Annotated in this window: 12 protein-coding genes and 1 tRNA gene; 7 read left to right on the top strand and 6 right to left on the bottom strand. The window is 52.6% G+C overall.

Annotated features, from left to right (window positions below; genetic code table 11):
- Nucleotides 1-343: 343 nt before the first annotated feature.
- Complete coding sequence (locus tag V8L71_RS06140) at nt 344-508, bottom strand: hypothetical protein (protein ID WP_166650378.1); 165 nt, start codon at nt 506-508, stop codon at nt 344-346.
- A 214-nt stretch (nt 509-722) separates the two neighbouring features.
- Between V8L71_RS06140 and V8L71_RS06135 the strand changes: the two genes are divergently transcribed.
- The 3 genes from V8L71_RS06135 to V8L71_RS06125 are packed head-to-tail and all read left to right on the top strand — an operon-like array spanning nt 723 to nt 7,098.
- Nucleotides 723-1,367: a hypothetical protein gene (locus V8L71_RS06135; RefSeq protein WP_336273523.1), complete on the top strand. Its 645-nt coding sequence runs from the start codon at nt 723-725 to the stop codon at nt 1,365-1,367.
- 14 nt (nt 1,368-1,381) lie between these two features.
- Entirely contained in the window at nt 1,382-3,778 is a 2,397-nt protein-coding gene (locus V8L71_RS06130; RefSeq protein ID WP_336273522.1) for a hypothetical protein, read from the top strand.
- Nucleotides 3,775-7,098 carry a site-specific integrase gene (locus V8L71_RS06125; RefSeq protein WP_336273521.1) on the top strand — a complete coding sequence of 1,108 codons (3,324 nt, stop codon included), beginning with the start codon at nt 3,775-3,777 and terminating at the stop codon, nt 7,096-7,098. The genes V8L71_RS06130 and V8L71_RS06125 overlap by 4 nt, the downstream gene beginning before the upstream one ends.
- Nucleotides 7,099-7,172: 74 nt before the next feature.
- Here the strand turns inward: V8L71_RS06125 and V8L71_RS06120 are convergent, their stop codons facing one another.
- From V8L71_RS06120 to V8L71_RS06105, 4 genes are read right to left on the bottom strand one after another with little or no spacing between them, the layout of a single operon-like run.
- Complete coding sequence (locus tag V8L71_RS06120; RefSeq protein WP_336273520.1) at nt 7,173-7,457, bottom strand: hypothetical protein; 285 nt, start codon at nt 7,455-7,457, stop codon at nt 7,173-7,175.
- On the bottom strand, nt 7,448-7,768 hold the full coding sequence (locus V8L71_RS06115; protein WP_336273519.1) for a hypothetical protein: 321 nt from the start codon (nt 7,766-7,768) through the stop codon (nt 7,448-7,450). Before V8L71_RS06115 ends, V8L71_RS06120 begins: the two co-directional genes overlap by 10 nt.
- A 9-nt stretch (nt 7,769-7,777) precedes the next feature.
- Nucleotides 7,778-8,941 carry an Arm DNA-binding domain-containing protein gene (locus V8L71_RS06110; protein WP_336273518.1) on the bottom strand — a complete coding sequence of 388 codons (1,164 nt, stop codon included), beginning with the start codon at nt 8,939-8,941 and terminating at the stop codon, nt 7,778-7,780.
- Nucleotides 8,934-9,170: a hypothetical protein gene (locus V8L71_RS06105; RefSeq protein ID WP_336273517.1), complete on the bottom strand. Its 237-nt coding sequence runs from the start codon at nt 9,168-9,170 to the stop codon at nt 8,934-8,936. Before V8L71_RS06105 ends, V8L71_RS06110 begins: the two co-directional genes overlap by 8 nt.
- 154 nt (nt 9,171-9,324) lie before the next feature.
- On the opposite strand from V8L71_RS06105, the gene V8L71_RS06100 reads away from it, so the two are divergent.
- Nucleotides 9,325-9,570 carry a helix-turn-helix domain-containing protein gene (locus V8L71_RS06100; protein WP_336273516.1) on the top strand — a complete coding sequence of 82 codons (246 nt, stop codon included), beginning with the start codon at nt 9,325-9,327 and terminating at the stop codon, nt 9,568-9,570.
- A gap of 967 nt (nt 9,571-10,537) precedes the next feature.
- On the opposite strand, the gene V8L71_RS06095 is transcribed toward V8L71_RS06100, so the two are convergent.
- Nucleotides 10,538-10,614 (bottom strand) — tRNA-Arg (locus V8L71_RS06095).
- A gap of 145 nt (nt 10,615-10,759) precedes the next feature.
- On the opposite strand from V8L71_RS06095, the gene V8L71_RS06090 reads away from it, so the two are divergent.
- Genes V8L71_RS06090 through V8L71_RS06080 form a run of 3 tightly spaced genes read left to right on the top strand, consistent with a single transcriptional unit; the run spans nt 10,760 to nt 13,539 of the window.
- The gene (locus V8L71_RS06090; RefSeq protein ID WP_336273515.1) at nt 10,760-11,755 is read left to right on the top strand and encodes a TRAP transporter substrate-binding protein; all 996 of its coding nucleotides are present in this window, start codon (nt 10,760-10,762) and stop codon (nt 11,753-11,755) included.
- Nucleotides 11,756-12,280, top strand: a complete 525-nt coding sequence (locus tag V8L71_RS06085) for a TRAP transporter small permease (RefSeq protein ID WP_176303881.1) — start codon at nt 11,756-11,758, stop codon at nt 12,278-12,280.
- Entirely contained in the window at nt 12,277-13,539 is a 1,263-nt protein-coding gene (locus V8L71_RS06080; RefSeq protein WP_336273513.1) for a TRAP transporter large permease, read from the top strand. Before V8L71_RS06085 ends, V8L71_RS06080 begins: the two co-directional genes overlap by 4 nt.
- Nucleotides 13,540-13,597 lie beyond the last annotated feature (58 nt).

Below are 13,597 nucleotides of genomic sequence, written 5' to 3'. Positions count from 1 at the left end.
TGGAATTAGCGAAGGAAACATGCACCAGCAGTAGGTGAAGCATCAACCAGATAATCCGATGAGATGCCGGTCTGTCTCACTCTCATGCAAAGGTAAGATCAACCATTTAATCCGCTTACCCTCTTTCTGAAGGTTCCCGCCTCTTATCTTAAATTGATCTAGCAACAGTTTTCCGGACAGATTGTTAAGCGGTCTGGACTGCCCTGTGTGTCCGGAAAACTATAGCCACTTCACACCTGGCGAGAAACATCAATACCTTCCCCCAACATATAAATGTGCGCACGGTCGAAAACACGGTCTAGAGGTTTATCGTGCGCCTTCGCCAGCTCGCGAATCAGCATATTCAAGCCCACTTTGCGTAACAGTCCCGTAGCGTGCCACCGTTAAGGAACACTTGGCCCTGCGGAGTACGGGAAAGCCGTTCATCCATACCGGAGTAGCTCACAGTGATGAGTGCTTCGGCGATGATACAGCCAGAGAGCTGATAGGCCAGCGGTGTCGTGTTCATGGGCAGTCCTGTCCAAGTGTAAAACGTCGCTGCAATGATGGCATATTGCCCGGGCAAGTGCAGGCTTAAAGACACTTAAAAGAACAATATGACGTTGTCACGGATAACTTTTAAAATTGACTACAATTTTATTTTCACAAATAAATATAAAATTTATTTTTTCAAATATATATTAAATTTTTACCCCTAGAGCACACTTCAGCGTGACATCACCATGCTTAACTTTTTTCTACTCAAAGGGTTGCGCCCTTTAAAAATCATGCTAAAAAGGAGGCATACATACCTAAAGCAAGATGCCTTCAGATGGCGATTGAAAGCATTTCCTCAAAATAAAACAGGTGTTTTAATGCTACAAGAGCGTGGTTCCAGAAGGGTTTCACTGTCGCATATCGAGGTGAGCCGATATTTATCGTCCTCGGTGCTTCACCTTTTATTAGCTCGCCCACCGTTTTTTCAAGGGATACAGGAAATGACAGACGACGCTCTAAAAGCTTATATAATTCAGCATCCTCCCGTTGTCTATCAGGCCAAGAGGGGCAAACATGGCAACCCGCTTTTTTGTCTTGCCAACCTGCATACCCTGTATATAGCGAAAAACCGTTTTCGCGACAGTGACAAGATTCGCGTCACATTGGTAGAAGCACCGCCCATTCAAAAAACTGATGCTTTTGCACTGTTATTCGCGTTATCTGCGGAAGCGTGTCACGCACTTTCTCCAAGGGAGTCGGGGCATTACTTATTTGCTTTATGGAAAGATCTGGCTTCTTCTCAACCAACATCTTTACTTGGATTATCTGAAAACTTCAGTAGCAAGACCGCGTTCTGTGATGCTTTCAAACTTAACCGACGACTTTATTAAAGGCGATTACCTTCATGGATGAAAGCACTAAACTTTATGAGCTTTTAGAAGAGATCCTTCAGCCTCGTGAAGATTACTTTGGCATAGAGACGATAAATCCGCTTCTTGTCCAGACGCTTGAACAGTTGATCGACATAGGCGATCGCTGTTGGAACCTTTCTGAACTTTCTACGCTGGCAACCGCCATTCATAACGATCAACTGACATTAAAGTCACAATCAGGGCGTGGTGAAAAGGGAGTTCATGGCACAAACCCTATCCATGGCGCCCTATTCAAACTTTCGACGGCAAAAGAGCAGCCAAAAAAGCTAAACGAGCGGCTTATTCTACTCGCGCACATCATTAATGCGGCGTTTAAATGGCGCCTGGATATGCGAGCAGCCCAGGACAGCCAAACGTTTACTGAACAACGCGAAAAGCGCCTCAAGCCGGCTACGTATCTCAAAAGCTTAGAGACTGCTTGCAAGGTCACACGGCGCATTGAAGCAGACTGGATAGACTTACTTACCCCTTTAGACCAGCCAACAGACAAACTATGCAAACGCTGCGATGCGTATCAAGTGGATGAGGATAGCCAGAAACAAGATATTTATATTAAAGAATTAGGCCGGTTTTTTGCCTACGCACTGAACATACGGCAACCAAGAAATGGGTATCAAGACAAAACAGACCATCATTCACAAAAAAAGCCCCCCGTTCAGCGTAAACGGCTTTTCGATGATGACCCGGACGAGCACTGGGAAGCGACGGCTGCCTCAGTTTTAGCTCTCGCTCCAGATATCAGTGAAGAAACTGAGGGTACGCTGCGCACCTCTGGTTTATCGACAGCCGAAGAGCGCCCAGCCATTGAGCTGATCCAAAGCGATAAGTCTATCAAGGCGGCACAAGGTGATTCCTCTTTGCAGGCGGTATTTCGCGCCCGCAGCCAGCAGATCTTTCAAGATAAAGCCGCCCAGCTGCTGCCGGGACGGTGGGAGCAGTTGAGTACATTTGACCTTTATCAGCTCATGCAGCAGCTCAACCAATTAAATTCAGGCAAGCGTCGCCGCATTGGGTGCGTGATCGGGTTGCTGTTAACCACCGGCCGCAACTTGGAAGGTGTGCTAAATGCTCAGGTGCTACCAAGTAAAAGGAAAATACCCGGTGCTATTGATGAACAGTCAATCGTCGTTGTTCATGGTGACAGCCCTGGTTGGGTGTCTGGCATTTTGCGTCCTGAAAACAGTCGTCAAATGACGGGAGAATGGCCGACGCATATGCGCGTTACTCAGCCACGGATGACGCTACCGATCACTCCATTTAATTGGCAACTGATAGAAGAACATGCAACTCATATCGCTAGACGCGTCAATAAGCGCGCTCTTCCCCTATTCCACAAAGACAATAGAGAAGAGCTCGAAAATGATGTAAAAGCGCTGCTTTCTGACGCCAACCGAAAAACAGGGGCTCGGCTAACCGTACACCGTTTAGGGGCGCATCTTTTTAATACGCTCAACACTGGCGATGCTGATTTGACGGCAGCGTGCCTGATAACGGGGCGTATGCCGTCGTTCGGCCAGCAAGCGTCTCTGTACTACTACGCACCCAGCACACACCGTTTAGCGCAGCCGTATTTACAGGCCATGCGCGCGATTGAACAGCAATGCTCCGCAGGTGCGCCTGAAGCCAATGACGTTAAGCATACTCGTACGACTGCAGGCCCTGCTACAGGCAACCCCCAGCATGTAGGCTCCAAGCTGGTACCTAAAACGGCGTACGTAAAAGAACTCGTTGCCACCTTGCAGCAGCGAATCAAAACCGCAAACAAAAGCGTGCAACCATTAGAGCTGTTCAGTATGCACAATGCCTACGTCGCCTATACCGTCGCCATGTTGATGTTTTCGACCGGCTATCGCAGCATTCGCGACCCACTGCCCAACTGGGAAAATATTTCCTTACCTCGGCGCATGATTATCATCGCGGATAAAACCGATGATGAGCAGAGCCACGCCCGTTTTTTACCGCTCACCAGCCTCATGGTTGAGCAATTGGAGCACTACCAGCGACATCGCAAAGGCATTCTAGGCCGCCTGGACGTTTATCTTCAGAAAGCGTGGAATACACCGTTTATGTTTTTGAACCAGTCCGGCACGCCGCAAGAAGTCACCCCCTCCAGGCTGGAGGTTCACTTGAAATGGCGAGACTCACCGCCGCTCAATATTAACCGCCATTTTTTACATACTCAGTTGAAAGAGAGCGGCTTATCATCAGAGATTGTCGATGCATTTATGGGGCACTGGGATGCGGGGCAGGCGCCTTGGGCAAGCTACTCGACGTTTTGTCCTCGTGAGTACTGTGAGCTTATCGCCCCCGCCATCGAAAAACTGATGAAGGAACAGGGCTGGAAAGCATTAAAGGGTAAGGCGTTATGAGCGAACAGGCCGTCTGGTCAGGCTGGAAACTATTGCCGCCTAAAAAAAGTAACTCCGATGGTCAAGAGGAACGTCGCTATCAGCGCGCCCGTGAGCGCTACCAGCGCCTTTGGAGCACTCTTGAATCATTAGAGCAAAACGTTCCTGGCGTCATAGAAGGCCAACAAGGCCTCGTTATTCCCGACGCAACCACCACGGCGGTGTTCGAAGCGCTGCATCAGAACACGCCACCCAAGGCGCTGCGCAAAACGCACAATTTTTTAGTAAAAGGGTTAGAGCGTGGGCACGAACAGCTGAAATGGTCGGTGACAATTCCCAGCCCATTGGTCACGGTAACCCGCAAGCCCCCGACCGTTACCACCCTGTCTTTCGCTGAACTACATCGCTGGGATGCACTTGTCGCAGCGCACGACGCATTTCCAGGCACAGCAGAACTTAGCGGCCATGCCCTGCATAAGTGGCTGACGGGGCGATGGCTATTTCAGCTTATTCGCGAAGGGGCTCTGCTAAATAAACGTTACGTTGAGCAGCTGCCGGACGCCTTTGAGCAGGGCATTACGTTAGCTGCCGACAAGGCATTTCTCATCTTAGCGGAATGCATGCAGTCGGCAAGTGAGGAAGACAAAGAAGAAGAGGATGAACTCGTTAATGGCGACTCGCTTTCTCAAGAGTCCCCAGAGACGCCCATCGAAAAAGAGCAGCGCTTTCGCTTTCGGCGGCTATTTCTGAGCCCCATCAGCCAATTGCTGCTCCTGAACGTGTACCAAAATAAAGGCAAGCTATGGCCCCGCATCGCTTCCAAAAGTCGCGTGCCTGCCGCGCAATGCTTGACATTTTATCTCAAACATATTGCCGACGATGCGCCGCCAGCAAACATCTCGGCCCTACTTTCTATGGCCAACACTGCGTCAGCGCTGGAAAAGCCGCCCTTGCTGAATCACTACGCAAGCAAAGCCGATATTGCGCTATCACTACGCCCTTCATCCTGGCAGCGGCTGCTTCGTCGCAATGTGTTAACCGACACCTCCATCGACACCAATGACGAAGACGTATATCTGGATTTTCAAGCACCCACTCAGGCCCATACGTCCCCTTCCGATCAGTTAAAGCAGCTTCGTCAGCTGCAAGGGTGCTTCTCAGATTTGTTAGTAGGCCAACCCGGCAGGCGTGAGGCGATTGACAAGATTGATGAGTTTATTGCCACTTCAAACAAGAACGGCGTCATGGTCGTGTTATTGGCAAAATGGTGTCAAAAATTGATGGAAAAAGGTGGCCGGGTTAAATCTAAGCTTGCCGCCAGTACTACCTCTACCTACCTTTCGACAATCGCCACTCCGTTGGTTGCTCACAGCCGATCCATTGACGATGTGCTGTCAGCCAGTGCCGATGAGTGGGAAGCGCTTTATGAAAACGTCTTGAATAGCGCTAAAACACCCGCCGCTCGCGCTAAAATGCAAAATCGCCTCACTGATTTTCATCTTTTCCTGGTGGATACCTGCGCAGTTCCCTACATCGACTTTGAAAGCACCGGCAGCTCGCAAAGACGGGTAGATGTGAACATTGTGACACCTGCTGAGTTTCGCCGCGCGATGGCGTTGATTGACACCTCCCAGCAGCCCGAGCGTTTTCGAACCATGCAGAAACTGGCGCTGATACTGGGCTACCGCTTTGGAATCCGTCGTAGCGAATGCGCGGGGCTGATGCTAAAAGATCTTCCATACCTTTTTGATGACGACCCACACGATGGTGAAGTCATCATTCGCTCTAATGAATACCGGCAAGGTAAAAGCTACTCGGCAACACGGCGACTACCGCTATGGTTACTGATGCCAGAAGAACGGAAACAACTTATTGATTGGGTGAAACGCCGTCACGGGGAAATCACCACCGCTCAGAGACAGAAGCAATTACTTTTTTGCCGCAGCGGAAACGGCCGTTTGCTGCTAGACAATAAAGCGCTCTTTCACCCTATACAAACTGCCTTGAAGACGGTTAGCGGCGACGACATGCTACGCTACCATCACCTGCGGCACAGCTTTGTGTCCTTTACCCTGCTGCGCCTGCTGGAACGTGCGCCGTGTGAACTGCTGCCGCGAGCATGGCGAATGGATGACAACCGCACGATGGCGATGCCAAACGCTGACGCCGATATATCGGCTTTGGCCGGCCTTGCGCCTCAAGATTGCCCTTCCCGCAAACGACTATGGCAGCTTGCGTTGTGGGCGGGGCATGCAAGCCCAGAGGAAACGCTTAGCACGTATACCCATTTGTTAGATTGGGTACTTGGTCAAATAATACACGGACACTTTAACCCCACTCTCAGTCTCGACCAGCAACTTACACTGCTGCACTTACCTTCTAAAACAGCACTAACCAGCTGGCGTAACCGTCGCGGCCTCAAAGGCCAGACACAAGCCAGCGTACTGTTGCAGTATCTGCAAGATGAATGGCAGACGTATGTAGCAGAAGACCCTTTGGAGGAAGAGTGGCAGCCTTACCAACCGCCGATCAAAAATCCGCTTGATAATCCACTAGAAGCCGCGTTTGACTGGCCTGAAGCCACGACAATTTATCAAAGCCTGCGGCTTGTCGAACAGCAAGAGACACGCGGCGTACCGCTTGATGATGCGATCCATCGGACAGCCAAACGGTTCGTTCTCGAGCCTGAGCAACTTACTCTCTGGTTAGAAAACGGAGGGGCGCTGATGCAACGCAAAACGCGCCGCACCAATCAGCAATTTAGCCGTGAAGAGAACCGCCATGACCGGCAACGCCGTGTTGCCTCAAAACACATCTATATGCCAGAACTGCACCGCTGCATGGCACCTCCTATCAAGCCGCATGTACTGAGAGAAGCAGGACAATTTTTTCATAGACTGCTTGATTGGCACCAGAAAGAACCCATCAAGGCCGAAGAGAGCTTGGTCACCTTGCGAAATCACATGCAGCGCAGCACCGGACACATCGTGCTCCCCGACGCAGAAGCGATCAATTGCGTACGTGAACTACTACGACCACTGCGCTGTTTTCAGCATACTTATCTAGTCGTCGAGGTAGCAGCAAATGCCAAGGCAAAACGCATCAAACAGCACTGGTCTGATGCGACCGATATTCCTCATAAACGCATTGAGCTGATACCTACGCCCTCTCCTTCGGGCCGTACTCGCGATTGGTATGGAAACGCCCATCTCAAAATCACTCGGGGTAGCTATAAAAGCCCGCAACAGCCGCTATGGGAAGCGGTGCGCTTCGCAGCATTTATGACAATGCTGGTACTGGGGCTGTGTGATGACGATGCGCAGGGGATATGCACAGCATGAATAAAACTATCCCCACCGGCTTTGCTAAAAGTGGGTGGGGATAAGTTGGATAGTGACTTGGAAGTCAGCGTCCGCTAGCCGTTTACTATCTCGTAACGGGTGATGAAACACAGCTTCTGGCTGGCAAAATTAGCCCAACGCACCGTTACTTGAAGACGCTGACCCATTTTAGGAGCCCCTCCTTTCAATACATGGCGGTCGGTTAAAAAGGCGCGGAGATTTCCTTTGATTCCGATTAAGTAGAGGGACCAGACCTGGTGATGCATCAACCATTCAGGCCCTTCCACACCGGCAACATATACCTCTCCAACAAATTGACGATCCGCTTCGCGGGTAGTGGTTTGCGATGTTACTGCCATGCTTGATCCTCCCAAGCCCAAAGCGTGCGCTCTAATTCCGCGAGAAGACGCGGAATCGCTTGGCGGTTAGCGTCAAGGCCAAGTTGTTGAAGAGTGCGCCCTACCCAGGTCGTTAGCGCATCAAGGTTGCTGTTCTCTTGCCCATCACCAAGCCACATCACGAGCGCGCAGCCAGAAGCTAAGCTAGTAGCGGCGGCCAAGGACTCCGCCAAACGGCGTTCAAGGCGCCGCTGAGATTGGTGGGCTGCCGTAACGCGCAGAGAGTGTTCGATATCGTCGCGGTTCAATTTTAGAGTATTGAGCTGTTTCATCGTCTTCTCCTAAGCGCGTTTCTGGTTAAGCATGCGCTCAAACGCAGAGCCGTCTTGGCGCGTTAGGTTGGGCACAAAGCGTGAGTAAACACGGAAAAGCATTTCCGTCGTGGTATGGCCCATCTGGCGTGCTATCCACTCGGGGCTCTCGCCTGCCGCCAACCATAATGTCGCCGCGGTATGGCGTGTCTGATAAGGCCGACGCTTATTCATCCCCAGTTCTTCTAGCAACGGATACCAGACGCGCTTAGTGACGTTATGATGCGATAGCGCGGTGCCTTTACGCGTAGTGAAGACCAGACCTGTCTTCCCCGTGACTTCAAACTGAGCCTTCAAGGCATCAAAGACCGGCTGCGACATATCAATCGCACGGAAGGAACCATCGTTCTTAGTTGGCACAACCTTGCCGTTCACCACCGCTTGATGTACTAGGATCTGACGACGGGAGAAGTCCACATGCTCCCAGGTTAAGCCGTCAATCTCGCCAGTCCGCATGCCAGTTAAGAAGCGCACGGTGTAGTACTGACGAAAATCGTCGCGGACATTACTGATGATCCGCTGCACCTCATCAAGGGAAAACGGTTCCACATCGGTACGTGGCACATTGAGCGATTTAATCCCGCGGTACGGTGAGCTAAACTCATAGCGGTCGGCGGCTTCATTCAACATCATGCGCAATGGCGTCATGATGTGGTTGATACGGCTAGCAGAGAGTTTCTTGCCGCTCCGGGTATTTACTTTGGCGAGTGACGCCCGGAACTCAAGAATTTCTGCACGGGTGATGCTGCCGACTTCCTTATGCCCTAACGCGGGCAAGATATGGCGATCCAGACACCCCTGCACGGTCACGATTTGCGACTCACGCCATTCGATCTCTTTCTCTGCAAACCACGTTTCAGCAAACTGATGCAGTAATGGCGTTGCTTGATAACCCCCTACAGCAGTCAGCGCCCGTTTGCTTAAGGTCTGTGCTCGCGGGCTATCCGGGAAGTAGCGTCCATAATCAAACGAGCCCAGCGTAATCTCAGCTTCAATTTTCTCCAGAATCCGCTCTAGCTTTTTCCGGTTAGCCGCCGTGTTATCCAGCGTTGTTTGTTCACGGCAGCGTTTGCCCAAATAACGAAAGTCAAAGTACAGCTTGCCTGTTTCTTTGCGCGCAGCAACTTTACCCATGGCACACACCTCCCCCAGCCATCGGCACGCCAAGGATTTCCTCCTTCGAGTGCAACTGCATGTCGCGCTCAATAGGCTCCCACAAATAAAGAATCTTACGGCCGCCAAACGGGCGGATATAGTGAATACCTTCCAGCAACACGTCGTCTTTTAAACGTTCGCGAATGGTGCGGGCATCGTATTTGATGCGCTCAGCAAGCTCGCCTGTCGTTAAGTAGTGAATAGACATCTTACGTCCTCTTTAGTGCATTTATGTAGCTTACACGCTACATAATAGGCATTAAAAAGAAGCTGTCAAGCGCCTTTTGTAGCTTTTACTCAACATAAGATGTGGGAAGCCAAAATACTTGATAAGATATAGCCAATTGAAAAAGGCCACTTCCATGATTAGATTTCGCTTAAAAGAGCTACTGGCTGAGAAAGGCTTCCAGGAAAATCGGCGAGTGACGCTTGATGAAGTGTCACAAGCGACAAGCATTCACCGAACAACACTCTCTAAAATTGCCAACCAGCGTGGCTACAATACGGGCACGGAAAATATTGATCGGCTATGTGAATATTTTGACTGTAAGGTCGACGACATCATTGAATATGTGCCTATGTCAGACAAACCAGAATCAATTGGATAAGCCAAAACTCAAGGAACAACCTTGATAGGGTAGGGAACGTGCTCCTGCGAACAGGGTGCCGTTCCCCCCTCCGAGCCGTGCGTGCAGCTTTCACTGCACACGGCTCTCCATGTTGTTACGAGGACTGTACCTGTTATCAGCTCCCCTTTGCTCAGCCTTTTCTGTAGATGCTATGTTCAGCACTCCTTTTCAGATTTCAGCCTGCTACTAGGCGTACCTAACTACGGCGGGTATGGGATCTACCAGCAATCCCAGCCACTTACGTGGCACTCCAATGTACCGTTTACACGGCGCACACTGCTCCCCTCCCTGAAGAGGGTGTCGCGAAAGGGATAAAGCCGTAAAATGATTCTCTTTTGCCTGGGAACTTACCGTGACGACCGCATGCATGCCCACGCCTTATGACAGGCAATTTTCGCTTTTTTAGGTGTCGCCTGCTTCGTCTATCCCATCCTCTCGCGTCACGGCAACCTCGTCGGGACAACGCTTTCTGCACGGAGATGCCACGGAGGGAGATCTACCTGGGCATGACAAAGCTTGAAGAGCACCTGAGGCAGGCCGGAGTTCGCGCTCCTTTCGTGTTGACCGACCTATTGGATACCCAGACCGGACACCCTTCGAGGATCGTTATGCCGCCACAGGACGTGCACCCTATTCGCCACGCGCGATCATGGGGCTGATTCTCAATGGGACCATACACGGGGTCTCACCTCATCAATGCGGGCGCTGGAACGGCTGGCACGTATCGACATGTGATGCATGTGGGTGACCGGAGGTATCGCTCCCGATCAATGGATGGGTATCACCCAAAAAAACGTGACCAAGCTTGTGACTCATAACGGCCAAAGGTCATTAAGAAGCAAGCGAGCGAGGAAGGTAGTATTAAGAATGTGGCCACGCGTTGGTCACAGGGTGGACACAGACAAAAAATAAGGGCTTACGAGTTAACGTAAGCCCTTGATATATATGGCGCGCCCGGCAGGATTTGAACCTGCGACCCTCGGCTTCGGAGGCCGATACTCTATCCAACTGAGCTACGGGCGCTTGTGGGTGCGTATCGTAACCGTGCGGGGCGGCTGTGTCCAGCCGCGAAGCGGTTTTGCGGGCTTGTTCAATTGACCCTTTTCCCTTCTCTAGTGCATGCTTTGGAAGCACTTCTGCACCTTAGAAAAATCGGGAACACAATAAAATGAAAACATTTGCACGTAGCACGCTGGCACTGGGCATCTCACTGGCGCTGGTGAGCGCCGCGAACGCCGCTGATTTTGCTGATATGGACCCTGTTACCCTGCGCCTGGCCCACGTGGTCAACGAGCAGGATGGTTTCCACATCGCTGCCACCAAGTTTGAAGAGCTGGTGGAAGAACGCACCGACGGCAAGGTCGATATCGAAATTTTCCCCAACGCCACCCTGGGTGACGAGCGCACGCTGCTGGAAGGCATGCAGATCGGCACCGTGGACATGGGCGTGATCACCAACGGGCCGGTGGCCAACTTTGTAGAAGAGATGGCGGTATTTGAACTGCCGTTCCTGTTCCCTTCCCCGGAAGCCGCTTACGAAGTGCTTGATGGCCCGATTGGCCAGGAGCTGCTTGATAAGCTTTCTGAAGTGAACCTGAAAGGCATGGCTTACGCCGAGCGCGGTTTCCGTAATCTGACCAACAGCGAGCGGGCGGTTAATACGCCGGAAGACCTGGATGGTCTGCGCATCCGCGTGATGGAAAACCCGGTTTACACCGATACCTTCCGCGAGCTGGGCGCCAACGCAATTCCCATGGCGTGGACAGAAGCGCTCACCGCCATGCAGCAGGGCACCATCGACGGCCAAGAGAACCCGGTCAACGTGATCCACTCGTTCAACCTAGATGAAACCCAGAACTACATGACGCTTTCCCGCCACACCTACGCCCCGGCGATTTTTGTGATGGGCATGCCTGTCTGGAACCAACTGCCGGAAAACGCCCAAGAGGTACTGCTAACGGCAGCACAGGAAGCGGCGGAGCATGAGCGCCAGGTGAATGCAGAGATGGAAAGCGAACAGCTGCAGGCCCTGCGCGATGCGGGCATGGAGATCAACGACGATCCCGATATGGAAGCCTTCCAATCCGCCGTGGCGCCGGTGTATGAGAAGTACGGCGAACAGTTCGGTGATTACCTGCCGCGCATTCAGGAGGCGCTCAAGTAAGTGACCACCACGACTCAACCGCTGTTAAAGCTGCTGCGTCGAATCGAGCGCGGGCTGGATGCCATCATCCAGCCCGTGGTCTTTGCGGGCATGGCGGCGCTGATTGGGGTGATTACCCTGCAGATCGTCTCGCGAGTGCTGTTCACCGCTGTCGGCTGGACGGAAGAGGTCGCCCGCTTTCTGCTGGTGTGGATTACCTTCCTGGCCGGCACCCTGGCATTCCAGCGCGGGCGACACATTGCCGTGACCTTTGTAGTGGACGCCCTGCCCGGCCGCCTTCGCCAAATCGCGCGCATTGCTGCCCTGCTGATTGTGTTGGCGTTTATGATCACGCTGATAGTGATCGGCTACCGCTACATGCAGGTGCAGAGTTTTCAAAAATCCGCCTCGCTGCGCCTCTCAATGACCTACGTCTACGCGGTGATGCCAATTTGCGCGGCGATCATGGCGTGGTACGCGCTGGTGGATATTATTGAACTGCTGCTGGGCGACGAGACGACACACGCTCAGGAGGAGCCGCTATGACGCTGCTGCTCTTCGGGCTGTTCTTCCTGTTTATGCTGCTAGGGGTGCCGATTGCCTTTGCGATTGGCGCCAGCACGCTGTATGCCCTGCATCAATCCGGCGTGCCGCTGATGGTGGTCACCCAGCAGATGTTCCAGGGCATCAACTCCTTTGCCCTGGTCGCAATCCCGATGTTTATTCTCGCTGGGGATTTGATGGCCCAGGGTAAGGTGAGCGAAAAACTGGTCAGCTTTGCCGATTCGTTAGTCGGCTTTATGCGCGGCGGGCTTTCCGTGGTCTCGGTGATGGCGGGTATGTTCTTTGCGGCGATTTCCGGCTCTGGTGCCGCGACCACGGCAGCGGTCGGTTCTAGTCTGGTGCCGGAGCTAAAGCGCAAAGGCTATGACCCGGCCTCGGCGGCCAGCTTGATCGCCGCCAGCGGCACGATTGGGGTGGTGATCCCGCCCTCGGTGCCGATGATCATCTACGCGGTGATCGCCCAGCAGTCGGTTTCCAAGCTGTTCCTCAACGGCTTTTTGCCGGGACTGGCGATGGGGCTGGGGTTGATGACCATTGCGATTGCCCAGGCCTACAAGCGCCAATACCCCAAGGGCACGCCGCTGTCGTTGGCCACCATTTGGCATACCTTTAAAGATGCCAGTTGGGGGTTAATGACGCCGGTTATTATTCTCGGCGGTATCTTCTCGGGGATATTCACGCCTTCAGAAGCGGCGGTCGTGGCAGTGAACTACGCCATGCTGGTGTCGCTGTTTGTCTATCGTGACCTTAACCTGCCCCAGATTTACAAGCTGCTGATTCGTTCGGCGATGACCACTGCAGTGATCATGCTGGTGATTGCGATGTCGGCGGTGCTGAGTTGGACGCTCTCCAGCTGGCAGGTGCCGGGGGCGATTGCCCAGGCGATGCTGTCACTCTCCACGAACCCTTACGTAATCATGCTGCTGATCGTCGGTATTATTCTGCTCACCGGGGTGTTTATCGAAACCGCCAGTGCACTGATTATCCTCACGCCGGTACTGTTACCGCTGGTGCTGCAACTGGGCATTGATCCGATCCACTTTGGCCTGATTATCGTGGTGGGGCTTTCGATCGGCATGATTACCCCGCCGGTGGCGATCAATCTCTATGTGGCCTCTTCGATTACCCAGCTGCCGCTGGAGCGCATTACCCGCGCCATCATTCCTTACCTGCTGGGGTTGATCGGGGTGTTGCTGCTGGTCGTCTATGTGCCGATCTTGTTGGGCTGGTCAGGCAGTTAGCCACACGCTTTCTGAGAGCGGTAAACGCAACGGGGCTTGCCACTTGGCAAGCCCCGTT

This window comes from Vreelandella indica (assembly GCF_037070225.1).
Classification (GTDB): domain Bacteria; phylum Pseudomonadota; class Gammaproteobacteria; order Pseudomonadales; family Halomonadaceae; genus Vreelandella; species Vreelandella arctica.
Note: the sequence above shows the minus strand (reverse complement) of the source record. Positions and strands in the feature narration are given on the sequence as shown.